The organism is Stenotrophomonas sp. MH181796, assembly GCF_009659995.1.
In the GTDB taxonomy this organism is placed as follows: Bacteria; Pseudomonadota; Gammaproteobacteria; order Xanthomonadales; family Xanthomonadaceae; genus Stenotrophomonas; species Stenotrophomonas riyadhensis.
Map to the genome: position 1 here is coordinate 326,629 of NZ_RAHU01000003.1, position 22,648 is coordinate 349,276.

Annotated in this window: 21 protein-coding genes; 14 read left to right on the forward strand and 7 right to left on the reverse strand. The window is 66.8% G+C overall.

Annotated elements, in window-relative coordinates:
- The first annotated feature begins 96 nt into the window (after positions 1-96).
- Positions 97-792, forward strand: coding sequence for an HAD family phosphatase (locus D5301_RS08900; protein WP_153855401.1), 696 nt, complete (start codon positions 97-99; stop codon positions 790-792).
- 7 nt (positions 793-799) lie between these two features.
- On the opposite strand, the gene D5301_RS08905 is transcribed toward D5301_RS08900, so the two are convergent.
- The 4 genes from D5301_RS08905 to D5301_RS08920 form a co-directional block, all read right to left on the reverse strand.
- Positions 800-1,030 carry a hypothetical protein gene (locus tag D5301_RS08905; protein WP_153855402.1) on the reverse strand — a complete coding sequence of 77 codons (231 nt, stop codon included), beginning with the start codon at positions 1,028-1,030 and terminating at the stop codon, positions 800-802.
- Positions 1,027-1,452: a VOC family protein gene (locus D5301_RS08910; RefSeq protein ID WP_110712426.1), complete on the reverse strand. Its 426-nt coding sequence runs from the start codon at positions 1,450-1,452 to the stop codon at positions 1,027-1,029. Before D5301_RS08910 ends, D5301_RS08905 begins: the two co-directional genes overlap by 4 nt.
- A 10-nt stretch (positions 1,453-1,462) precedes the next feature.
- Positions 1,463-1,924, reverse strand: coding sequence for a helix-turn-helix transcriptional regulator (locus D5301_RS08915; RefSeq protein WP_153855403.1), 462 nt, complete (start codon positions 1,922-1,924; stop codon positions 1,463-1,465).
- 69 nt (positions 1,925-1,993) lie between these two features.
- Positions 1,994-3,349: a sigma-54 dependent transcriptional regulator gene (locus tag D5301_RS08920; protein WP_153855404.1), complete on the reverse strand. Its 1,356-nt coding sequence runs from the start codon at positions 3,347-3,349 to the stop codon at positions 1,994-1,996.
- Positions 3,350-3,745: 396 nt separating this feature from the next.
- On the opposite strand from D5301_RS08920, the gene D5301_RS08925 reads away from it, so the two are divergent.
- The 10 genes from D5301_RS08925 (at position 3,746) to D5301_RS08970 (ending at position 13,047) form a co-directional block, all read left to right on the forward strand.
- Positions 3,746-4,276, forward strand: coding sequence for a hypothetical protein (locus D5301_RS08925; RefSeq protein ID WP_153855405.1), 531 nt, complete (start codon positions 3,746-3,748; stop codon positions 4,274-4,276).
- A complete protein-coding gene (locus tag D5301_RS08930) occupies positions 4,273-4,890 on the forward strand; it encodes a hypothetical protein (RefSeq protein WP_153855406.1) in 618 nt (205 codons plus the stop codon). Before D5301_RS08925 ends, D5301_RS08930 begins: the two co-directional genes overlap by 4 nt.
- 42 nt (positions 4,891-4,932) lie before the next feature.
- A complete protein-coding gene (locus D5301_RS08935; protein ID WP_153855407.1) occupies positions 4,933-6,249 on the forward strand; it encodes an adhesin in 1,317 nt (438 codons plus the stop codon).
- 99 nt (positions 6,250-6,348) lie between these two features.
- The gene (locus D5301_RS08940; protein WP_110712431.1) at positions 6,349-7,053 is read left to right on the forward strand and encodes a C39 family peptidase; all 705 of its coding nucleotides are present in this window, start codon (positions 6,349-6,351) and stop codon (positions 7,051-7,053) included.
- Between the two features lie 13 nt (positions 7,054-7,066).
- Entirely contained in the window at positions 7,067-7,816 is a 750-nt protein-coding gene (locus tag D5301_RS08945; protein ID WP_110712432.1) for a hypothetical protein, read from the forward strand.
- A gap of 46 nt (positions 7,817-7,862) precedes the next feature.
- Entirely contained in the window at positions 7,863-9,185 is a 1,323-nt protein-coding gene (locus D5301_RS08950) for a transporter (protein ID WP_153855408.1), read from the forward strand.
- Between the two features lie 108 nt (positions 9,186-9,293).
- Positions 9,294-10,178, forward strand: coding sequence for an NAD(P)-dependent oxidoreductase (locus D5301_RS08955; RefSeq protein WP_153855409.1), 885 nt, complete (start codon positions 9,294-9,296; stop codon positions 10,176-10,178).
- Between the two features lie 101 nt (positions 10,179-10,279).
- Entirely contained in the window at positions 10,280-11,419 is a 1,140-nt protein-coding gene (locus D5301_RS08960) for an SPFH domain-containing protein (RefSeq protein WP_153855410.1), read from the forward strand.
- Between the two features lie 21 nt (positions 11,420-11,440).
- Positions 11,441-12,793 (forward strand): TFIIB-type zinc ribbon-containing protein, encoded by a 1,353-nt coding sequence (locus tag D5301_RS08965; protein WP_153855411.1) that lies wholly within the window; start codon positions 11,441-11,443, stop codon positions 12,791-12,793.
- A complete protein-coding gene (locus D5301_RS08970; RefSeq protein WP_049422212.1) occupies positions 12,790-13,047 on the forward strand; it encodes a hypothetical protein in 258 nt (85 codons plus the stop codon). Before D5301_RS08965 ends, D5301_RS08970 begins: the two co-directional genes overlap by 4 nt.
- A 98-nt stretch (positions 13,048-13,145) precedes the next feature.
- Here D5301_RS08970 and D5301_RS08975 read toward each other — a convergent pair whose 3' ends face one another.
- Both D5301_RS08975 and D5301_RS08980 read right to left on the reverse strand, forming a co-directional pair.
- The gene (locus D5301_RS08975; protein WP_153855412.1) at positions 13,146-14,042 is read right to left on the reverse strand and encodes a tyrosine-protein phosphatase; all 897 of its coding nucleotides are present in this window, start codon (positions 14,040-14,042) and stop codon (positions 13,146-13,148) included.
- Between the two features lie 17 nt (positions 14,043-14,059).
- Positions 14,060-16,348 (reverse strand): TonB-dependent receptor, encoded by a 2,289-nt coding sequence (locus D5301_RS08980; RefSeq protein ID WP_194936620.1) that lies wholly within the window; start codon positions 16,346-16,348, stop codon positions 14,060-14,062.
- A gap of 123 nt (positions 16,349-16,471) precedes the next feature.
- Here D5301_RS08980 and D5301_RS08985 point away from each other — a divergent pair, with 123 nt between their 5' ends.
- The 3 genes from D5301_RS08985 (at position 16,472) to D5301_RS08995 (ending at position 20,490) form a co-directional block, all read left to right on the forward strand.
- A complete protein-coding gene (locus D5301_RS08985; RefSeq protein ID WP_110712439.1) occupies positions 16,472-17,113 on the forward strand; it encodes a TetR/AcrR family transcriptional regulator in 642 nt (213 codons plus the stop codon).
- 429 nt (positions 17,114-17,542) lie between these two features.
- Complete coding sequence (locus tag D5301_RS08990) at positions 17,543-19,252, forward strand: diguanylate cyclase (RefSeq protein WP_153855414.1); 1,710 nt, start codon at positions 17,543-17,545, stop codon at positions 19,250-19,252.
- A 77-nt stretch (positions 19,253-19,329) separates the two neighbouring features.
- Positions 19,330-20,490 (forward strand): M23 family metallopeptidase, encoded by a 1,161-nt coding sequence (locus D5301_RS08995; RefSeq protein WP_194936621.1) that lies wholly within the window; start codon positions 19,330-19,332, stop codon positions 20,488-20,490.
- A 214-nt stretch (positions 20,491-20,704) separates the two neighbouring features.
- Here D5301_RS08995 and D5301_RS09000 read toward each other — a convergent pair whose 3' ends face one another.
- Complete coding sequence (locus D5301_RS09000; protein ID WP_153855416.1) at positions 20,705-22,648, reverse strand: MacB family efflux pump subunit; 1,944 nt, start codon at positions 22,646-22,648, stop codon at positions 20,705-20,707.

A 22,648-nucleotide genomic window follows, 5' to 3' on the forward strand; every position in this document is an offset into this window, starting at 1 on the left:
GGACAGTCTAGCGCTCCGTCCGGCAGCGTGCCCTGCCTGCGTGGCTATGGGAAAATGGCAGGCGCCCGCCCATATCGCATGCCCCAGGAGTTGTAGATGTCCCGTTTTCCCTTCGATGCCGTGCTGTTCGACTGCGATGGCGTACTCGTTGATTCCGAGCCACTGGTGGCCCGCGTGCTCTCGGAAATGCTGACCGAACGTGGTTGGCCGCTGACCCCGGCGCAGGCCGGCGAGGTGTTCCTTGGCCAGTCCGTAGCCCATCTGGCGGGGCTGATCGAAGAGCGAACCGGCAAGCCGTTCACCGAGGAATGGCTGGAAGAATTCCGCCAGCAGCGCAACCGGGCGCTGGAGCGCGACCTGGTTGCGATCCAGGGCGCGCCTGAGGCCGTGCGCGCGATCGGCGCCGCCACCGGCGGCCGGATCGCCTGTGCGTCCGGCGCCGACCTGCACAAGGTGAAGCTGCAGCTGGGCAAGGTCGGCATCCTTGATGCCTTCGGTGCCCATGTGTTCAGTGGCCAGGACATGCCGCACACCAAGCCGCATCCAGATGTCTATCTGGCCGCTGCCGCAGCGCTGGGCGTGGACCCGAAGCGCTGCGCGGTGATCGAGGATACCGTGACCGGTGCAACGGCTGGCGTGGCAGCCGGAGCCACCGTATTCGGCTTCAGTGAGGGCGGTCCGCACCACAGCACGCCCGAAGCCCTGCGCGCTGCCGGTGCCAAGGTCATCTTCCAGCGCATGGAAGACCTGCCCGCCCTGCTTGCCGCCCACGCCATCGACGCCGTGGCCTGACGCGGCATCATCCCGCAGCGCCCAGCGAGGCGCTGCGGCGCTTGCCCGCGTAATGCAATGCAAACAGATACAGGCCGGTGAACAGCTGCAGGAACAGGGGTGGCAACGGCGAATAGGTGAGCCACGCGGCAGGCTCGCCCTGCCCCATCCCACGGGCGATGAAGTTGGCGATCACCGCCAGGGTGAACACGATCGAGGTCCAGCGGTGCAGCGGCCGCGCCCAACGGCCGCGGCTCATTGACGGCGCCTCGCATCGGAGCGGGCTTCGATCATCTTCCAGCCGTTGCCCGAGGGGTCACGGAATCCGGCATCAATGGCGCCGAAGCGCTCGATCGGCTCCTGGGTGAACTCCACGCCCTGTGCCAACCATTGCGAGTAGCGCGCCTGGCAGTCATCCACGGCCAGCACCAGCGGTGGCATCGCCCCCTTGGCCACCAGCTGCTGCAGCGCCTGCGCCGTGGCAGCATCATGGGTCGGTGGCCCCGGCACGAACAGGCCCAGCTGGAAGCCATCCTGGCCGGGGCAGCGCACGGTCAGCCAGCGATAGCTGCCATTGCGTACGTCGGTGTGTACTTCGAAGCCGAGCGTGTCGACGTAGAACGCAAGCGCTTCATCCTGGTCGCGTACGTACAGGCCGACCGTGTTCACAGTGTTCGTCATGGGACCTCCCTCAGGTGGGGCCCACGTTAGCAACGGCCTGGCGGCGGCGCTTCTCCAAAACTGCGATGTTGAGGTCGGGCCGCTGGGCGGCACGCGCATGGCACTCGGGCACTTCGTGCTGTGGCCCCTGCGCTGCCCGTTCCCGCTCGCGCACGTTGCCGGGGCTGTCGCCGGTGATGTCTCGGAAGATACGGCCGAAGGTGCCGAGGCTGGCCCAGCCGGTCTGCGCCGCGATCTCGGTGACCGCGAGGTCGGTATCACGCAGCAGCGCCACGGCACGCTCGATGCGACGGCTGAGCAGGTAGCGGTGCGGCGGCAGCCCGAACGCCTGCTTGAACGAACGCGCGAAATGCGCCGGCGACACCGCACTGACCTCGGCCAGGCGCGCGACCGGCCACTCCTCGTGGCTGGCGCGGTCCATCCGGTCCTTGGCACGCAGCAAGCGTCGCAGCAGTTCGGGGCTCTGGTTCATCTGGCTCGCGTGGCCACACGGGGGCGTTGACCGAAGGGTGGGCGGAGCGCCCCGCCGCGTCAACCCGGCTCAACGCTGCGCCGGCAGCTCCAGCCGGTGCTTGCGGCACAGCCGGTACACCGTCACGCGCGAGATCTGCATCTGCCGCGCACACTCGGAGACGTTGTAGCCGGTCTGGCGCAGGGTCTGCAGCAGTACATCGCGCTCGGCCTGGCCGCGGGCATCGTGCAGCATGGCGCTGGGCAGCGCCTGTGCCGGCTCCCCCAGTTCCAGGTCACGCTCGCTGATCAGCTCGCCTTCGGCCATGATCGCCGCCCGTTGTACCCGGTTGAGCAGCTCGCGAACATTGCCGGGCCAACCGAAACGCCGCATCGCCTGCAGCGCCAATGGCGAGAAGCCACGCGCGCGCACGCTGTGGCGCAGCCGGAAGCAGCGCAGGAAGTGTTCGCCCAGCAGCTGCACATCAGCACCGCGTTCGCGCAGTGGTGGCATCAGCAGGCGCAGCACGTTCAGACGGTAGTACAGATCGCTGCGGAACCGCCCCTGTGCCACCGCCTGTTCCAGTTCCACGTGGGTGGCGGCCAGCACCCGCACATCCGCGCGCAACGACTGGCTGCTGCCGACGCGCTCGAAAGTGCCCTCCTGCAGTACGCGCAGCAGACTGGTCTGCGCCTCGGCGGGCAGGTCGCCGACTTCATCCAGGAACACCGTGCCGCCGTGTGCGGACTCGAACACGCCGATCTGGCGCTTGTCGGCGCCGGTGAACGAACCGCGTTCGTGGCCGAACAGCTCCGACTGCACCAGGCTGGCCGGAATGGCCCCGCAGTTGACCGCGATGAACGGCTTGCCCGCGCGACCCGACAGCGCGTGCAGCGCATGCGCCGCCAACTCCTTGCCAGTACCGGTCTCGCCAGTGACCAGCACCGGCAGTTCCACCGGGGCGAACTTGTGCAGCACTGCGCGCACCGCATGCAGCGCAGGACTCTCGCCAATCAGCGCACGCGGCCCTTGCCCGCCACAGGCCTCATCGATCGAGGGATCATCCGCATCGAACTGCTGGCGTATCGCGCAGACCAGGTCCTGCAGCCCGAACGGCAGGGTGAACCGTGCAAGGCAGCGCTGCAGCAGGGGCAACCACGCCGGTGGTGTCACGCCGGCACCCGGTGGCAGAACCGCCAGCCACGGTAGATGCAGATGCTGCTCGATCCACGGCTCAAGCAAGTGCAGGTCGGTGGCATCCAGATGGCGCAGATCCAGCACCGCAAGCAGTCGGTCACGCCCGCGCAAGCCGATCGCCATCGCAGGATCAGGGTGGATGCTGCGCACGTACCAGCCTGCAGCCGCCATCGCGCTGCGCTCGCTCGCCAGCGGCTGGCCAAACCAGAGCACGCAACGCGATGCAGAAACTTCCGGGACCGCTGCCATGCTTCCCCCAGCATCCGGACACCGTCGGCGGACTGTCAGCCAATCGCCGGCGTGCCGCCCTCCGCCGGGACCCCTACGGCCACCACGGCGGCCTTTGTTGGGCGGATGCTAGCGCCCCGCTAAACGGCGTTGCAATGAGCAGCGCGTCAAGAAATACGCACCTGAAGCTGCACCGTTGCACTCTGCGCCGGTCGCTGTAACAGGAATGCGACAGTCATCCCGCCGCCTTGCCCCGCAGCGCTTGGCGCTGCGGAATCCCAACATTTCTGCGACGCTGCTGTAACACACCGGGGCCACCCCATCGCGCCGTCGTTTGTCTCCCCGCTTGGCGCGCAGGACTTTCGACGTTGGCACGGTTGATGCGTGGATCCGCCGCACCCATCGCGGGAGATCGGCATGGACGGCACCACCCTGATTCGTGGCTTGGCTGCGCCGCTGGGATTCACCCTGCTGGCAATCGTCACGAGCGCCTCCGCCTCCGGCGCACGCCAGGGCGTGAAGCCGCAGCCGGGCGAAATCGTCCTGTTGCGAGATGTCTCCGCGCGGCCGGCCTATCGCATGGCACCGCCGGGCATGGCGCTGATCGCCGATCCGAAGCCGCAGCGCGAAATCGCCGCTGCACTGGGAACGGGTGGCCCTGCCATCGGGATGGACGAACTCAGCGACGAGGACTACGCCGGAATGGGCGCGGGCCAGGCCAGGCCCATGGCCGCACCTGGCGGCACCACGGTCGAACGGGTCACCCAGCAGGCCCTGGGCAGCACCCTGGGACGCAGCAGCGACGGCATGGTCGGCAGCAGCCTCGGCGGCGCCATGAGTGGACCGCTGGGCGCCGTCGGCAACAGTACCCGCGGCATTGCCGATACGGTGCGTGGCGCGGTGGGTCAGTTCCCGCTGCAGGGCACGGCCCCGGCAGGTGGCAAATGAAGCGCCTGTGCTGGCTGCTGCTGGGGCTCGGTGCCACGCCCCTGCTGGCGATGGCCGACGACTACAGTGGCATGCTCGCGTACCTGGACGTGACCCGCATCGACGGCCGCGCCCTGGCCGGCTCGAGCGGGGCCATCGCCGTGAACCAGGCGGCCGGCGACCTGAACCTCCAGGCCAATCTGCGTGGCATCGCCCGGGGCGAACGCGCCGAGGTGGCGATCAGCACGCAACAACTGCAGCGGGGCAACCGGGCGCTGTCGGCACCGTTGGCTGCCTCCGCGCAGATCGGCGGCAACGCGCTGGCCGGTGCCAGCGGCATCGCTTCAATCAACCAGGCCAGCGGCATCGCCAACACGACGCTCAACGTCGTCAGCGCGACGCTGGCCCGACAGGGCATACGCGAAACCGACGACACGGCCCTGGCCGCAGAAGGTTCCGCGTTGGCAGGGGGGCGGGACGACGCCGGTCACGGCGTCGCGACGGGCACCCGCAGCGCCGGTGTAGCCAGCACCGCACTGCGGGGATTCGACGGGGTCCTGCAACTCAATCAGATCGCGGGCAGCGGCAACGACACGGCCAATGTGCTGGGCCTGGTCGTGCAGGACCGTCCGTGACAACCACCCACCGATGCACCACCCGATGAGAGAGAGGGCACCATGAAAGCGACCGTCAAACGGACCATGCTCGCCATGGCGATTGCCACTGCCTCGACCGCCGCTGCGGCCAATGGCTGGGACAACCAGAACGCCAACGCGAACATCAACCACAACCACACCGTCAGCGAAACCCGCAACGACACCCACAACCATACCGACAACGACGTACGCAACCGCACCGTCAACGTCAATGTGCAGAAGCACAGCAACATCCAGGCCGACGAGCGCAAGGAAAAGAACAACCACGGCGTCGACGTGAACCTGGAGAAAGACCTGCGCCTCAGCACCGACGTCAATTTCTCCGGTGACCCGAACATCACCGGCGACATCGACCTCGACTCCGCGGCCATCGCGGTGATCGACAACCGCCAGTCGATCAGCAACAACGCCACCAGCAACAGCCTGGTCACCAACCGCGCTTCGATCGGTGACAGCGTCGGTGCCGGTGCCTCTGGCAATCTCGGCTTCAACGTGGTGTCCGGCGACAACAACGCCCAGGACAATGCCGCGTCGCTGTCCGCGGCCGACGCGTCCTTCAGCTTCGGCATGGCTGACGCCGAGGTGTTCGTCAACCAGGCTGGCTTCGGCAACGTCACCCAGAACTCGGGCGTCACCAATGCCGCCAGCCTCGGTGGCAATGCCTTCGGCGGCGCATCGGGCAACATCGGCGTGAACATCGCCTCGGGGAACAACAACGAGCAGAAGAACGCGCTCGCCGCCTCGGTCGCGACCACGGCGGTGGCGCAGTCGAGCATCAGCTCCAACCAGGTCTCCACCGGCAACACGGTCAGCAACGCCGGCTTCGTGAAGTCGTACACCGATACCGTGCAGGTCGGCATGCATGGCGGCGTCAGCGGCCTGACCCTGGCCTATGGCGCGGGCACCTACCGCGGTACCGGCAACGCCTACCAGATGGCCAACTACTACCTGGATACCTGGAATGGCGAGCTGCCGCACCCGGGTGGCAACAGCACCGGCCACATCGATCTCGACAACGAAATCCAGAACGCCACGATGAACCCGAATCGTCCGGGGGTCGGTGGCCTGGGCTTCGATACGCGTGAAAGCGGCACCAGCCAGTTCGTCGAACTGGGCGTGGCCGACCTGTACGCCAGCCTCAGCGGCACGGTCAGCACCACGCGCTGGGTGAACGTCGATGCCACCAACACCTCGGCATTGTCGGGCAGTGCCTTCTCGGGCGCCTCCGGCAACATCGGCGTGAACGTGGCGTCCGGCACCGGCAACCTGCAGGCCAACAGCCTGGCCCTGGCCGTCGCCCAGCCCAGCACCGGCGGCGGTGGTGGCAGCGGCGAGTAAGCGCAACACCCCGGCCGTCCGCCAATGGCCGGGTTCCCGGGAGCCCCTGTTCCTCCTCCCCCTTGGGACAGGGGCTCCCCCCTGCTGCCGGAGAACGTGATGATCCGTTGCCGACGCTCACTGCGCCTGCTGCCCTGCCTGTTGCTGCTGGGTACGGCATCGGCGTGGGCGGGCGATGTCCGCTTCAGTGGCGTGCTGCCCAACGGGGCACTGCTGCAGCAGAAGGTGGAGAGCATGCAGGAGCGGCGCTACCGCAACGTGGTGCGCCAGCACACCGACTACAGCTGCGGCGCGGCCGCTCTGGCGACGATCCTGCGCCATGCCTATCACCTGGATACCGATGAAGCGACGGTGATCGAGGGGATGATGGGGGTCTCCGATCCGGCGCTGGTCGCCGAGCGCGGCTTCTCGCTGCTCGACATCAAGCGCTACGTGGAATCGCTGGGCATGCGCGGACGCGGCTACCGCATCGACGAGGCTCGCCTGCGCACCCTGCGCGTGCCGGGGCTGGTGCTGATGGACGTGCGCGGCTTCCGTCATTTCGTGGTGCTCAAGCAGGTTCGCGACGGTGTGGTCGAGGTCGCTGATCCCATCCTTGGCAACCGCAGCCTGGCGCTGCCCGAGTTCCTCGCTGCATGGCCATCGCGAGCGGTATTCGTGGTGATCGGCAGCGATTTCGATCGCAACACGGTTCTGCTGCAACCCAGCGAACGGCCCAGTGCCCGCGCGCTCTACGCGCGGCAGGGGCCGATCACCGATGCCGAGCTGGTCGACTTCGGCTTCAGCCATGCCGACCTGTTCTGAAGGAGGTGCGTCCATGTTCCGTCACTCCCTGCCGATCGTCCTGCTGCTGGCGATCCCTGCCCTGCCCCTGCAAGCGGCAGAGGGCGCGCCTGGCCACGGCCTCAAGGAAATTCCGGACCCCGAACTGAACCTGATGCGCGGCCGCTACACCGTCGGCGGCAATACCGTGGCGTGGTTCGGGGTAACGATGGTCTCGCAGTGGCAGGCCGGTAATGGCACGACCCTGCAGGGTGCCCTGACCCTGGGCATGGACTTCCGCGGCGGCGGCTCGCCGAAGCTGAGTTTCCAGCCCAGCGTGCACGTCACCGCCGCTGACGCGCCCTTGCCCGGAACACACGGCCGCACCATCGACAGCAGTGGCCTGGCCAACGTCAGCGGGCTGGTGCAGAGCGTGCAGGTGGCCGGCGATGGCAACAGCGCACGCAATGCCACCACGCTGACCGTACGCGATGGCGGCGTGCCCACATTGCCAGGCGGCGACGCGCGTTCGGTCAGTACGCAACAGTCCGGCGCCACCGCCACCGCTGTACTCGATGGCAACCAGTTGCGCCTGCAGTTGCAGGTGGATGGCCAGGGCCTGGTACAGCAATGGATCCGCAATGGCAGCGTCGGCCAGGGCATCGCCCTCGCCGGTGATGGCCAGATCGCCAGCAACCAGCTGCGGCTGGAACTGGTACGCGACACCGTGGGCGGCAACCTGCCCTTGAGCCAGAACGTGGCCCAGGCAATCGCGCTGAACCGCGGCATGGGGCCGGGCCAGTAGCACGGCACGGCATTGGGGGAGACGCTCCACAACGCAGGACACGAACATGCACACCCTGATGAGGATCACCCCGTTGGCGCTGGCGGCGCTGGCGGGCACCGCCCTGGCTGCAGCGCCGACGGCCGACGACGGCGCGGACGTGCAGGCACTGGCCAACCAGCTGGAGCAGCTGAAATCCAACTACGCACAGGAAGTGCGGCGCCTGCGCGAACTGGACATGCAGGTGCAGGCCATGCAGGCGCGCTTGAGTGGGCGTACGGCGGCCATCGGGCCAGGATCGGCAGCGGGCACGGGCACGGGCACGGCAGTCGAGCATGGCTCGACTCTACAGAGTGGTGCAGCCGTTCCGCCGGGCAGCGAGGGATACGCCAGCACCGCCGCCGAGGCGCAGCAGGCCAGGCAGGAGTCGCGGCGCAGCGTGGACGACGTGAAGCAGCAGCAGTCTGCACTGTTCTCACGCCGCTTCACCATCGAGAACAGCCTCACCTACGCCCGCTACGACCGCAAGCAGCTCACCCTCAATGGCTTCCTGGCCCTGGACGCGATCTTCCTCGGCAACATCGCCATCGAGAACGTCGAATCCGATTCGCTCACCTACAACCTGGCCGCTCGCTGGGGCGTCAGCCCGAACCTGACTTTGAACCTGGACGTGCCCTACCTCGCACGGCGCACGGTGTACCAGAAAGGCGGCGCCGGCGGAGCAGCCGCCGCCATTGCACAGGAAGAGACCAACGGCAACGGCCTGGGTGATATCGGCCTGAGCGCGAACTACCGGTTGTTCGGCGAACGCGGCTGGCGCCCGGAGACCGTGCTCACCGCCGGTGTCACCGCCCCCACCGGGCGTGCGCCCTACGGCCTGGACTGGAAGGTGATCGAGCGCGATGACGACGACTACATCCGCTTCGCCGTGCCGCGCGAGCAACCCACCGGCAATGGTGTCTGGCAGGCCAACGTCGGCCTGTCGATGGTGAAGACCGCCGACCCGGCCATCCTGTTCGCCAACCTGGGCTACGTGCACTCGTTCCCGCGAGGCTTCAGTGACATCGACAGCAATCCGGACACGGTCAACCCGGGCGACGTGAAGCTGGGTGGTTCGGTGTACTTCGGCGCGGGCGTGGCATTCGCCTTCAACGAACGCACCAGCCTCAGCCTGTCCTTCAGTGACCGCATCAGTGCCCGCGCCTCCACCCGCTTCCAGGGCGGCAAGTGGATGAAGGTGATCGGCAGCGATGCCAACGCGGCGTCACTGAACCTGGGCGTGACCTATGCGTTGAACCAGCACACCACGTTGGTGACGTTGCTCGGCATCGGGCTGACCCCGGATGCACCGGACTTCACGTTGGCGTTCAAGATCCCTTACATGCTCTAGAAATGAACTGAACGGTATCAATGGCCATGCTTCACGCGCCCCCCATGCACTCAATCCGGCGCGGTTCTGGGTCATGATGGTCTTCCTTCCTGTCGCGTGGGTCGCACCATGTCCATCGGATTCATCGGTCTAGGCGTGATGGGGACGCCCATGGCCGTCAACCTGGCCCGCGCCGGGAACCGTGTACTGGCATGGTCACGCTCCAGCCACAACGACGAGGCAGCGCGCTCGGCGGGCATAGAGCGCGCCGGATCCGTGCAGGAGGTATTCAACGCCTGCCACACGATCATCATGATGCTGGCCAACGATGAAGCCATCGACGCCGTGCTGCTGCGCGGTTCCGATGACTTCGACGCGCGCGTGCAAGGGCATCTGCTCATCAACATGGGCACAAGCTCCGCCGCCTACTCAAGGGCGCTGGCCGATCAGGTCCGTCGCGCAGGTGGGCGCTATGTCGAAGCGCCGGTCTCCGGGTCACGCCTGCAGGCCGAGGCGGCACAGCTGGTGGTCATGCTGGCAGGCAACGAAGCAGATCTGACCGAGGCAGCGCCCTTGCTGGCCTCGTTGGGGCGGCAGATTGTCGCCTGTGGCGAGGTCCCGGCAGGCCTGCAGATGAAGCTTGCGGTGAACCTGTTCCTGATCACCCTGGTCACCGGTCTGGCCGAAGCCGTGCATTTCGCCGAGGCACATGGCATCGCGCTGGAGCGCTTTGCCCAGGTACTCAACGCCGGGCCGATGGCCAGTGAGGTTTCGCGGATCAAGCTGGACAAGATGATCCGCGACGACTTTACAGTGCAGGCTTCCATTACCGACGTGCTGAAGAACAGCCAGCTGGTGGCGGCAGCCGCCCGCAGCGCCGGCGTACAGGCGCCCTTGATCGAAGCAAGCGACGTGCTGTTCGCCCGCACTCAGCAGATGGGGCTGGGTGGGCTGGACATGGCAGCCGTCGTGCAGGCGATCCGGCAGGTCCAGGGCGCTGACAGCGGCGCTTGATACGGATTCATGTTCCGGCACCACAGCCGCCCCCGGCCGCTGCTATATTCAGCCAAGCTCGGCAGGCACGGTGCCTGCCCTCGAATCACAGGGAGTTGGACATGGGTCTGGTACAGGCGGTGAAGGGTGCGGTAGGCGGTGTGCTGGCCGACCAGTGGAAGGACTTCTACACCGTGCCGACGGGCCTGCCGTCCACGGCGGCCCTGTTCGCGGCGGTGCCGCAGGGCACCAATGCCGGCCGCGGTTCCAACACCAGCGGCTCGTCCAACATCATCACCAACGGCTCGAAGATCATCGTGCCGGAGGGCTATGGCCTGCTGCTGTTCCAGGACGGCGCGATCACCGCGTTCGTCGCCGAACCGGGCGGCTACGAGTGGCGTTCGGACGATCTCAACTCGCAGTCGATCTTCGCCGGAGACGGCCTGGTCAGCACCTTCATCAAGCAGAGCTGGGAGCGCTTCAAGTTCGGCGGCCAGCCGGGTTCGCAGCAGGCCGCGTACTTCGTCTCGCTGAAGGAGCTGCCGGACAACCGCTTCGGCACCCAGTCGGAAATCTACTGGGACGACGGCTTCCTCAATACCCAGGTCGGCGCGGTCACCCGCGGCTCCTACACGCTGAAGATCGTCGACCCGATCCTGTTCGTGAAGAACTTCGTGCCGGCCAGCTACCTGCAGCCGGGCCAGGTGTTCGATTTCACCGACCTCGACAACGCCGCCGCCAGCCAGCTGTTCAATGAAGTGGTCGGTTCGCTGGCTCCCGCCTTCAGCCTGTACACGAACGATCCGAGCAAGGGCAACCGCATCACCAAGCTGCAGCAGGACTCGCTGGGCTTCGCGCAGAGCCTGTCGGCCGCCGTCGAGCAGGGTTACCAGTGGAAGTCCGATCGCGGCCTGGCCATCGTCAAGACCGCCATCGTCTCGATCGAGTACGACGCCAATACCCGCGAACTGCTGAAGACCGTGCAGCGCGCCGATGCGCTGTCCGGTTCGCGCGGCAATTCCAACCTGCAGGCCAGCGTCGCCCAGGGCATCCAGTCAGCCGGTGAGAACGGCGGCGCGGCAGGCCTGGTCGGCGTCGGCATGGCCTCGGGCATGTTCGGTGTCGGCGGCATGCAGCAGCCGGTCACCCCGGCTGCCGACGATCCGGTCGCCAAGCTGAAGAAGGCCAAGGAAATGCTGGACCTGGGCCTGATCACCCAGAGCGACTACGACGCTCTGAAAGCCAAGGCACTGGGCCTGTAACCGGCAGGGCACGCAACCAACATGTCCGATCCCCGAAACGGCCCACCGCCGCTGCCCGGATCCGCGCCCGCGACGCCACCGCCCTTGCCGGCGGCGTCGTTGGACGGGCCGGGTTCGCCGCAGGACGTGCCTCCCCTGCCCGGCAGCTTCCCGCTGGACACCTCGACGCTGCCGCAGGCCATCCGCGATGAAGTGGAAGCGCCTGATCCGGTCGCCATCGATACTTCGGCCAGCGAGCTGAAGGACGGCCTCAACCGCTGCCCGAAGTGCGGCGCCACCGACATCCGGCCCAAGGCCGGTACCGACATCCTGGTCTGCCTGTACTGCCGTCACGAATGGCATGGTGCGCGGGTCGAGGAGGAGTTCGGGCTGGGCGAGGCCATCGACCAGCTGCGCGGCACCGTCATCGCCTCCGGCGCACGCGACATCGATGCCGACACCTCGGCGTTGATGACCTTCAAGTGCACGGGCTGTGGCGCCGAAGTCACGGTCAACACCGAGAGCACGATGACGGCGCGCTGCCACTGGTGCCGCCATGTGTTCGGCGTCAACGAACAGATCAGCAATGGCGCGGTGCCTGATGCGGTACTGCCCTTCCATATCAAGAAGGACGATGCGGTCGCGCGCATCCGCCAGTTCGTCGACAAGCGCCGGCTGTTCGCGCTGAAGGCGTTCAAGGAACAGTTCACCCCGGAAAACGTGGTGGGTGTGTTCCTGCCCTACATGATCGTCGACAGCAATGTCAGCGCGGCCGTGGCCGGCAAGGGCGAGATCCAGACCCGCCAGTACACGGTGGGCAGCGAAAAGAACAAGCGCACCGTGTATGACGCTGACATCTACCAGATCGAGCGCCAGGTCGACTTCACGGTCGATGATCTGCCGCTGGAATCGTCCGCGGAACGCGGCAATCTGGATATCCGCGCCAACACCAACAACATCATCAACACCATCCTGCCGTTCGATACCAAGAACGCGGTGAAGTGGAACGCCTCGTACCTGGCCGGCTTCACCTCGGAGAAGCGCAACCTGGACGTGGAGGCGCTGCGGCCACGATTGGAGGACCAGCTGCTGTCGATTGCTCGATCGCAGGTGGAGTCCTCGGTGCGCGGTTACAACCGCGGCGTGCGCTGGGAGCAGGAACAGCTGGAAGTGCATGGCACCCGCTGGGTGTCGATGTACCTGCCGGTCTGGCTCTACTCCTACCACCAGCCCGGCAAGAACGGCGGCATGCTGCACTACATCGCCGTGAACGGCCGCACCGGCGAGACCATGGGCAGCGTGCCCGTGCAGCAGTGGAAGATGCTGCTGGCGGCGCTGACGGCCGGCACGGTCATCGAAGCACTGGCAATCCTCATCCTGATGGCGACCTCATGAGCGACGATAGCGGCCTCTGGCTGTTGGCGGCAGGTCCGGCCGGCGCAACTGCGCTGTACTGGGCGCTGTACCGCTATTACCGCAACACCGACAAATCGCATTCCTTCGAACACGAAACCGAGGTGCAGGCGAAGCCGGTCACGGGTTCGAACCAGAAGGTCGGCCAGGTGCGTGGCACGGAGGCCACGCGCATCGAAGGCGACAACGTGTACCAGTACCGGATACGGGTTGCCAGGGTAAAGCCCGATCGGTAGGGCCAGGCCGTACCTGGCTGTGGCAATGCCGGCCACTGGCCGGCATTGCCTCGTTCGCTTGACGTCACCGGGGAGCCGGCCAGCGGCCGGCACTACCCTCAGCCGGCCTGCCCCAGCCGCACCTTCAGCTGCTGGATCTCCTGCTCGCTGACCCCGATCGACTTCAGGTAGCCCTCCGCACCACCGTACTGGCTGTGCAGTGCCGCCAGGAACTGCTCCATGTTGTCCGGTGCGGTACCGGACATGCCCGCCATCTTGCGGGCGATCTGCGGGTTCTGCTTGATCAGCGCCATGATCTGCGCGTTCATCGCACTGTCCTTCGGCTGCCCTTCCAGATAGTGCGCGGAGATCGCGTAGTTGTGCACGATCTCGGCCGTTGGCACGCCCGCCAGGTCCAGCAGCAGGCCAGCGATGATGCCGGTACGGTCCTTGCCGGCCGTGCAATGGAACAGCACGGCACCGTCCTGCTGCGCGGCGATGCGCTGGAACACCTGCTTGAACTGCGGCTGGCTGTGGCCCAGCCACTGCACATAGGCTGCGCCGAGCGAATCGGGGAAGCTGGTCATCATCTTCTGCAGGTCCATCTTCTCCGTGCCCATCAGCGAGATGCGCTGGTAGTCGAAGCGATCATCCCTGGCCAGCAGGTCCGGTGACTGCGCTTCCTCATCGGCGGTGCGCAGGTCGATGTCCAGCTTCACGCCGGCCGCGGCCAGGGCGTCGCGGTCGGCATCGGTGAGGCGGCCGAGATCGGCGGTGCGCACGAACGCGTCGGCCGGAATCGGGCCATGGCGGCCCTGCAGGCCGGCGAAGGTGCGCACGTTCCAGGCTCCCTGCAGCGGGATCAGCCGCTGCGCGTCGGCAGCGACCGGCTTCACGTTGGCAGCGGCCGTCGGCTTTGCGGCGGTGGCCTGCGGTGCATCGGCAGCAACGGCGGTCACGGCCAGCGGCAGGCTGAGCATCAGGGCCAGGACAAGTTCGGTAGAGCGGTGCTTCATGGAGTTCTCCGTTCGAATCAGAAGTTGACGGCCACGTCCAGGCCGAAGGTGCGCGGGTCATTGAAGATGCCGGTCTGGCCCAGCGCCGGGCTGTTGAGCTTGTAGAACAGGTGCTGCTCATCCAGCAGATTGCGCGCCCACAGCGAGAACGACATCGTGGTGCCGGTGCTGCTGACCGGAACGTCCACCAGCGCCACCCGTGCATTCACCACGAACGAGCTGTCGGTCAGCATCTGGTCGTACTCGCTGGTGTAGTAGCCATCGGACCAGTTGCCGTCCACATGGAATTTCAGCGCCGAGAAGTTGGCGAACGGGACCAGATAGTCGACCGACAGGCTGCCGGCGTTCTTCGGCGCCAGCAGCGGCTGCACGGTCACCTGCACGCCCGCACCGAACGGGTCGGTTGCTGTCTGCGCATCGATCTTCGTGTAGGCGTAGTTGAGGCCGAGGGTGAGGTTGTCCACCGGCATCACGTTGAACTCCAGCTCCGCACCCCGGGACTTGCCATCGCTCAGTGCATTGGTGGTGACCATGGTGGTGCGGGTTTCGCCGCTGTTCGGGTCGAACGGCAGCGAGAAGTCCATTTGTTTGTGCGCGATGGTCGAATCGAACACCGCCAGGTTCAGGCGGGCGCGGTTGTCCCAGAACTGCGACTTGAAGCCGAGCTCGTAGGCGGTCACTTCTTCCGGACCGAACGCGGTGTAGTTGGTCGAGCGCGAATTGGCACCGCCGGCCTTGAAGCCCGTGCTGTACTTGGCGTAGACCATCGCGTGATCGCCGAGGTCGTAGGCGATGTTGACCATCGGGTCGAAACGACTCCAGCGGTCCTTGAAAGCGAGATTCGTCGCCGCGCCGTTGACGGTGTACAGACTGCCCTTCTTGTCATCACGGGTGTAGCGACCGCCGGCAGTCAGGTGCAGGCGCTGCAGTGCTTCCGGCGTCCACGTGGCCTGGCCGAACACGCCCAGGCTGTCCGTCCACGCTTTGCTGGCGCGGTCGATGCGTACCCGCGAGAGATCCAGCGGGTTGGTCGCCGGATTCACGGTGTAGCTGTTGCCACCCGGCCCCCAGACCAGCATGTTCGGGGTCTGCGCATTGTCATCGGCAGTCTCGTGGTAGTAGAACGCTCCGCCGAGGAACTGCACCTGCGAGGTATTGCCGATCAGCTGGAATTCCTGGCTGTACTGGTGCTGGTAGACCTGCGCCAGGCTGTAACGACCGAACGGCGTCCCTGCACCACCGTAAGCGGAAATCGCATCGACCAGGCCCATGTCGAACTGGCCCTGGGTGAGTTCACGGTATGAGCTGATCGACTTCAGCTCCAGGTTGTCATTCAGCGTCCACGACAGGTTCAACAGATGGCCGCTGGTACGCCCGATGTTGTCTTCCTGCGGTCCACCGAGGATCGCGCTGTCGCGGCGATCCAGGCTGGCACCGGCCTTCTGCAACGGGCTGAGGTACGCGCCCGGCACCAGCACCTGGGTGTGGTACGGCGTGGTGGCGTCGTAGGAGCGATCGAACGCGTACAGCAGCGAGAAGTCATCGCTCGGCTGCCACAGCGCACTCAGGCGTGCGCCGCGCTTGTCGTAGCTGTTGAAGTCGCGCTCGCCGCGCATCGGGTTGTCGGTGGTGCCGCCACGCTTGGCCTGCACGGCGTCGATCTTGAAGCTGACATCGCCCACCTTGGGCAGATCCAGGTGCAGCGCACTGTTGTAGCCGCTGAAGTTGGACACGCCGGCGCTGACGCTGCCGCCGAATTCGCCGGTGGGCGCCTTGGTCACGATGCTCACTGCGCCGCCTTCGGTATTGCGGCCGAACAGCGTGCCCTGCGGGCCCTTCAGTACTTCGATGCGCTCCACGTCGTAGAGCATGTTGCCCAGGCCCTGTGCGCGGCCCATGAACACCCCGTCGACGTAGATACCGACGCCGGCGTCGCGGGCCGGCTGGTTGGCGTCGCCGGAGGCGCCGATGCCACGGATGCCGATGTTCAGCGCCGAACTGCGGGTAGCGAACGGCGTGACCCGCAGCGACGGGATGGAGCCATCGGACAGGCTGCCCAGCGAAATCGCGCTGCGGCCCTTCAGCGCTTCGGCATCAACCACCGATACCGAGATCGGGGTCTCCTGCAGGTTGGTGGCGCGTTTCTGCGCGGTCACCATCACCTGGTCGAGGGCAACGACGGTGCGCGCGGCCTCGGCGGATGCCTCGGCGTCGGCACTGGGACTGTCTTCGGCATGGGCCAGTGCCGGCAGCGCGGCGGCAATGGCGAGGGTGAGCAGCGGGCGGTGCAGCAGGGCGTGGCGCATCGGACTCATTCGCGGAAGGAGAAGGCCGGCGCAGTCTGGGAGGCGGGAATTACAAATGAATGACCGTTCATTCACACCTTTTGTGACGTACTATCCCGCCTCTGGACGCCCCGACTTCACGCAATGACGCCGAAAACCGCCGTAGCCGTACCCGCTGACGCCCCTGCCGCCGCCCATGCCGAAGCCCAGCGCCGTCGCATCCTCGACGCCGCCCAGAAGTGCTTCATCACCCGCGGTTTCCATGCCGGCTCCATCGGCGATATCGCCGCCGAGGCCGAGATCAGCCAGGGGCTGATGTACCGCTATTTCGCCAACAAGCGCGCCCTGATCCTGGCCCTGATCGAACGCCAGCTGCGTCACGACCAGGCCTCGATCAGCGAGATGCCGGCGGCCTCGGATCTGGTCGATGGCCTGCTCGCGTGCTACCAGCAATGGGCACGCGGCGAGGTGCTGCCGATCCACGGCAATGCCATTGCCAGCGTGGCGCTGTATGCGGAAATCAACGCCGAGGCTCACCGCGACCCTGTGCTGGCCGAGGTGCTGCGCACCCACGACAAGCAGACCAGCGCAGCGATCCATGCCTGGCTGCGCCAGCGTGACCTCAATCTGGGCCGGCGCGTCGACGAGGAAGGCATCGCCGGACGCACCCTGCTGCTGCGGTTGCTGGTGGAAGGCCTGGCCATGCGTGCCGTGCGCGACCCCGACCTGCCGCCGGAACGGGTCCGCGCCCTGCTGGCCGATGCGATTGGTCGTGTAATGGAGTAGTGCCGGCCGCTGGCCGGCATCTCCAGTACCGCGACGTCACGAAGTTGCCGGCCAGCGGCCGGCACTACCCAGCCTATGCAGCCCACCATTGCGGCTGCTGGCGGAAGGCATCCGTGATGCAGATGTTGCGTCGCCTGCCGGCCTATCGAACGGTAGTGCCGGCCGCTGGCCGGCATCCGCAATGACCCGGCTGTCATGAGGTTGCCGGCCAGCGGCCGGCACTACCCCGTCGTTACCCCGTCGTTCGACACGCGCTGCATGTCCGCGACCGCCGTCACGTTTTGGCTCGACCCACGTGCGGCCCACCGAAACGCTGATGCCAACGCGTCACGTCGGCATCACCCCGTCGTGGCGATACATAACGCGGTACGCACTAGCGTAGTGCCCGACAGCCGAAGCCGCCCTCGCCACCCTGCCCTGAAAAGCGCCATGGACGAAGCCGAACGACTGCTTGAACTCGACCGCCTGCACCTGCTCGACACACCGCCAGAGCCTGTTTTCGATGCGATCGTCGCCGCCGCCCGTGCCGCCACCGGCATGACCATGGGGCTGATCTCGGTAGTGGCCGACGAGCGGCAGTGGTTCAAGGCCAACATCGGGCTGGAAGGCGTCAGCGAGACCGCACGCGAGATTTCGTTCTGCACGCATGCCATCCAGCAGGACACGCTGTTCGAGATTCCCGACGCGCGCCAGGACCCGCGCTTCGCCAGCAATCCGCTGGTCACCGGTGGCCCACGCATCCGCCATTACGCCGGCATCTCACTCGGCTCGGCGCACGGCGCACGCATCGGAACACTGTGCCTGCTCGACCCGATGCCCGGCGTGCTGTCGCCTTCGCGACGCGAACTGATGGTGCATCTGGCCCGGGTCACCACCCAGGTACTGGAGCAGCGCAGCACGCTGATGGCGCAGGTCGGCCAGGCCAAGGCCCTGCATCGCGAATTGAAGCGCAGCGAGGACTTCCTGGAGCGCACCAACCGCGCGGCGCGGGTGGGTGGCTGGGAAATGGACCTGGCCAGCAACGAGGTCCGCTGGACCCGCGAGACCAAGCAGATTCACGGCGTGCGCAGCAACTTCGAACCAACGCTCGAAACCGCGCTGTCGTTCTATCGCGAGGACAGCCGCAACATCATCCGCACAGCGGTGCAGCGCTGCATCGATGAAGGCATCTCCTGGGAAGTGCAGTTGCCGATGACCACCGCCGATGAACGGGCCATCTGGACCCGTGTGGTCGGCGGCCGGCAGCAGATCGATGGGCGGCCTCGGCTGGTCGGCGCCATCCAGGACATCACCGAGGAGCGCGCCGCGCTGGATGCACTGGAGGCCAGCGAAACCCGCTACCGGCGGCTGTTCCACTACAGCCTTGGCCTGATCTGCACGCACACGCTGGATGGCGTGCTGACCTCGGTGAACCCGGCAGCCGTGCAGTCGCTGGGCTTCGATGAGAGCTACATGATCGGGCGCAGCCTGTGCGACCTGATGCCGCCGGAGAAGCGGGCCGCGTTCAAGGCCTATCTTGATCGCATCGCAGTCAACCACACCGATGCCGGCGTCATCGAGCTGATCGCCGCCGATGGTACCCGGCATTTCTGGGCGTATCACAACGTGCTCGACAACGAGGCCACCCCACCCTACGTGCTCGGCCATGCGCAGGACGTCACGGCGCTGCGGATGCAGGAACAGCAGTTGCGCGAGATGTCCTTCAAGGATCCACTCACCCAGAGCTACAACCGCCGCTTCCTGCCCCGCCTGGACGAACTGATCGACCAGCCCTGGGCCTGCCTGATGTTCGATCTGGATCATTTCAAGCAGATCAATGACACCCAGGGCCATGCGCGGGGTGACACGGTGCTGGTCGAGTTCGCCGCCTTCCTGCGCTCGCCGCTGGGCGCGGCGGAGAACGTGGTGCGCATGGGCGGCGACGAATTCATGGTGGTGCTGACCGCACCGGAACCGGGTCGGTTGGCCGCGCTCGAGCAGTGGTATGCGCAGCAGGCTGCACAGTCACCCACACCGTTCTCACTGGGCGCGACCCATCACAGCCCCGGCGAGTCGGTGGCCGATACCCTGCAGCGTGCCGACAGCCGCCTGTATCGCGAGCGCGCACGCGTGCGCCAACATCCACGGCCAGCGCCCTGATACGCCCGCCGGTGTACCGGCGCCCCCGGCGTAGCGCTATGCTCGGCAGCGGCCACCGTCGGCCTGGGGGAACACGCATGATCCGCAGCGTCTGCCTGGCTCTGCTGCTGTTACTGCTTCCTTCCCTCACCCTGTCAGCGCCAGCACCTGCGCCGGTCGAAGCACGGGTGCCCTTCGCACCGACTCCCTTCGTTGGCAGCGACGGCCTGCGCCATCTGGCCTACGAGCTGCACATCACCAACTACTACGGCGACACCGGGGCGCTGCAGCCGCAATCGCTGCAGGTGTTCGGCGACGACGCCGAAACCCCGCTGCTGAGCCTGGATGCCCCTGCCCTGCGCCACTGGGTACGGCCGTCGCCTCCAGAGGATGGCGCCATCTCCATTGCAGCGGGAAAGCGCCTGGTGGTGTTCCTGTGGCTGTCCCTGCCAGCCACCGGTAACGTGCCGCACATCCTTCGCCACCGCATGCTGCTGGGCACCGAGCGCGGCGGCAGTATGGAACTGGATGGCGCCCACGTTGCGGTCAACGCGGCGCCGGTGATGGTGCTCGGTCCGCCCCTGCAAGGCGGTCGATGGCTGGCCCATGAAGGGCCCGGCGCGGCGCAGTCGCACCACTGGGGCAGCCTGGTGGCGGTGAATGGTGATCTGACCATTCCACAGCGCTTCGCGCTCGACCTGGTCGGCGTCGACGAACGTGGGCGCGCCGTGCGTCCAACAGCCCGGGATCTGCAGCACACCCGCCATTCGGACTGGGTCGGTTATGCCGCGCCCGTACTGGCCGTGGCCGACGGCATCGTGCGCGCGGTCCGTGACGGGCAACCGGAGCACCCGCCGCTGACCGCGCAGCCGGAACCCAGCGCACTGACGGCCGACGGCCTGTTCGGTAACTACGTTGTCCTGGAAATCTCGCCGGGTGTGTTTGCCAGCTACGCCCATCTGCGAACCGGCAGCATCAAGGTAGAGGCCGGGCAACGGGTCCAGCGCGGACAGGCATTGGCCCAGCTCGGCCAGTCCGGCAATTCCGCCGCACCTCATCTGCACTTCCAGCTTTCCAACAAGGCCACGTTCGAAGGCTCCGAGGGCATTCCGTACGTCTTCCAGGCCTTCGACGATTTCGGGCCTGAAAGCGAGGCGCAGCTGTTCGGCCAAGGGGAGGCCTGGAAGCCCGGCATGGCCATGCCACGTGAAAACCAGTTGCCGCTGAACGACATCGTCATTGCCTTCCCGCCACGCTGACACGTTCACTCCACCGCAAGAATGCTCCTGTAGAGCCGAAGGCAACGGCAGGAGCCGTTGCCAACGTCGCGTGCAACGGCCCGAAGGGTGCCGGTCAGGACGACCGGCATAGCCCATGCTCGGCTTGCTGCTCGCAGCGCAGGATTCATCGTGATCTGGCCGGAGAGCAGCCGAGCGCAGGCTCGGCTCTACAAGTCCTGCAGCGGGCCTGCGCCTACTCCGCTGCCAGCGCCTGGATCGGGTCCAGCTGTGCGGCACTGCGCGCCGGGAAGTAGCCGAAGCCAAGCCCGATCGCAGACGAACATGCCAGCGCGGCGAGCACCGGCCCCGCCGTGAACAGGAACGGCACACCCAGCGACAGCAGGCTGGACAGTGCACCCACCCCGAACGCGAACAGCACCCCCAGCACGCCACCGAACAGGCAGATCAGCACGGCCTCGATCAGGAACTGGCGCAGGATGTCGCCCTGCCGCGCGCCCACCGCCAGCCGCACGCCGATCTCGCGCACGCGCTCCTTCACCGAGACCAGCATGATGTTCATCACCCCCACCCCGCCGACCACCAGCGCCACGGCGGCAATGGCGGAGACCAGCGCGGCCATGGTCTGGCTGGACTTCATCACCGCCTTGCGGATCTGGTCGGCGTTGTAGATGAAGAAGTCACGACGGCCATGCAACCGCTCCAGCTCGGCCCCCAGCGAGGCTTCGGCGGCGTTGGTGGGCACGTTGTCGCGCACACGCACCGTGATGCTCTCCAGGCGCTCGCTGCCCAGCAGCCGCGAGGCCGCCGAGGTATACGGCACGTAGACAGTCGGGGTTGCACCACCCGCGAACGCATTGGCCCCGACCACACCGATCACCTCCACCGGCATGCCGCCCAGCAGCACCGTGCTGCCGATCGGGCTGCCGCTGAACAGCGCTTTGGCCGCCTTCTGGTCGACCACACCCACGGCACGGTGCGCATCCACTTCGGCGTCGGTGAAGAAACGGCCGGCCTTCAGCCGCAGCCCACGCACGCGCGGCATGTCGGCGCCTACGCCCAGCACCTGGGTGTTGGCACGCCGATTGCCTTGCAGCGCCGCCACCGATCCGCTCAGGTTCGGGCTCACGCTGTCCACGTAACTCAAGGCCGCAAGATGGTCCGCATCGCCCACCACCAGTGTCTCGATCTCCGCCGAGCGCGGGTCACCGAAATCGGCGCCCGGGAAGATCTCCAGCGTACTGGCGCCCAGTTCGTTGATCTGTGATTCGACCTGCGCCTGTGCACCCTTGCCCAGCGCAACCACAGTCACCACGGCCGCTACGCCGATGATGATGCCGAGCATGGTCAGCAGCGTGCGCAGGCGATGGGCCAGCATCGAGCGCACGGCCATGCGCGCGGCTTCGCGAACTGCGTCCATGCGTGCGCGGCGCTCGGTGACCGGCGACGCGCCGCGTTCGGTCCCGGGAGTTTCAGCCGCAGCACGCGATCCCCGCTTGCCGCGGTCGGCCACTACCCGGCCGTCAGCGATCTCGATCACCCGCGCCGCGTTGGCGGCGATCGCTGCATCGTGCGTCACCAGGATCACCGTGTGGCCCTGTGCATGCAGGCGCTTCAGCTCGGCCATCACCTGTTGGCCACTGGCGTGATCGAGCGCGCCGGTGGGTTCATCGGCCAGCACGATCGCGCCGCCGTTCATCAGCGAACGGGCAATGGACACGCGCTGCTGCTGGCCTCCGGACAGCTGGCTCGGGCGGTTCGCGGTGCGTTCGCCCAGCCCCAGTGTTTCCAGCAGCGTGCGTGCACGCGCAGTGCGCACGTCCGCCTCCACGCCGGCATAGACTGCCGGCAGCGCCACGTTCTCGGTGGCACTCAGGTTCTCCATCAGGTTGTAGCGCTGGAAGATGAAGCCGAAATGCTCGCGGCGCAGGCGTGCCAGCGCGTCGGGCGCCATCTGCTCGGTGGCCTCGCCGTTCACCCGATAGCTGCCCTCGGTCGGCCGGTCCAGGCAGCCAAGGATGTTCATCAGCGTGGACTTGCCCGAGCCCGAGGGGCCGATGATGGCGATGAACTCGCCGGCATCGATGCGCAGCGAAACGTCCTTCAGCACCACCACCTCGCCGGCAGCGGAGCGATAGGCGCGCGATACGCCATGCAGTTCCAGCAGTGCGTCGGCCAT

Coding starts and splice junctions, on each gene's coding strand:
- D5301_RS08900 (WP_153855401.1), top strand. CDS start 97: ATGTCCCGTTTTCCCTTCGATGCCGTGCTGTTCGACTGCGATGGCGTA.
- D5301_RS08905 (WP_153855402.1), bottom strand. CDS start 1,030: ATGAGCCGCGGCCGTTGGGCGCGGCCGCTGCACCGCTGGACCTCGATC.
- D5301_RS08910 (WP_110712426.1), bottom strand. CDS start 1,452: ATGACGAACACTGTGAACACGGTCGGCCTGTACGTACGCGACCAGGAT.
- D5301_RS08915 (WP_153855403.1), bottom strand. CDS start 1,924: ATGAACCAGAGCCCCGAACTGCTGCGACGCTTGCTGCGTGCCAAGGAC.
- D5301_RS08920 (WP_153855404.1), bottom strand. CDS start 3,349: ATGGCAGCGGTCCCGGAAGTTTCTGCATCGCGTTGCGTGCTCTGGTTT.
- D5301_RS08925 (WP_153855405.1), top strand. CDS start 3,746: ATGGACGGCACCACCCTGATTCGTGGCTTGGCTGCGCCGCTGGGATTC.
- D5301_RS08930 (WP_153855406.1), top strand. CDS start 4,273: ATGAAGCGCCTGTGCTGGCTGCTGCTGGGGCTCGGTGCCACGCCCCTG.
- D5301_RS08935 (WP_153855407.1), top strand. CDS start 4,933: ATGAAAGCGACCGTCAAACGGACCATGCTCGCCATGGCGATTGCCACT.
- D5301_RS08940 (WP_110712431.1), top strand. CDS start 6,349: ATGATCCGTTGCCGACGCTCACTGCGCCTGCTGCCCTGCCTGTTGCTG.
- D5301_RS08945 (WP_110712432.1), top strand. CDS start 7,067: ATGTTCCGTCACTCCCTGCCGATCGTCCTGCTGCTGGCGATCCCTGCC.
- D5301_RS08950 (WP_153855408.1), top strand. CDS start 7,863: ATGCACACCCTGATGAGGATCACCCCGTTGGCGCTGGCGGCGCTGGCG.
- D5301_RS08955 (WP_153855409.1), top strand. CDS start 9,294: ATGTCCATCGGATTCATCGGTCTAGGCGTGATGGGGACGCCCATGGCC.
- D5301_RS08960 (WP_153855410.1), top strand. CDS start 10,280: ATGGGTCTGGTACAGGCGGTGAAGGGTGCGGTAGGCGGTGTGCTGGCC.
- D5301_RS08965 (WP_153855411.1), top strand. CDS start 11,441: ATGTCCGATCCCCGAAACGGCCCACCGCCGCTGCCCGGATCCGCGCCC.
- D5301_RS08970 (WP_049422212.1), top strand. CDS start 12,790: ATGAGCGACGATAGCGGCCTCTGGCTGTTGGCGGCAGGTCCGGCCGGC.
- D5301_RS08975 (WP_153855412.1), bottom strand. CDS start 14,042: ATGAAGCACCGCTCTACCGAACTTGTCCTGGCCCTGATGCTCAGCCTG.
- D5301_RS08980 (WP_194936620.1), bottom strand. CDS start 16,348: ATGCGCCACGCCCTGCTGCACCGCCCGCTGCTCACCCTCGCCATTGCC.
- D5301_RS08985 (WP_110712439.1), top strand. CDS start 16,472: ATGACGCCGAAAACCGCCGTAGCCGTACCCGCTGACGCCCCTGCCGCC.
- D5301_RS08990 (WP_153855414.1), top strand. CDS start 17,543: ATGGACGAAGCCGAACGACTGCTTGAACTCGACCGCCTGCACCTGCTC.
- D5301_RS08995 (WP_194936621.1), top strand. CDS start 19,330: ATGATCCGCAGCGTCTGCCTGGCTCTGCTGCTGTTACTGCTTCCTTCC.
- D5301_RS09000 (WP_153855416.1), bottom strand. CDS start 22,648: ATGGCCGACGCACTGCTGGAACTGCATGGCGTATCGCGCGCCTATCGC.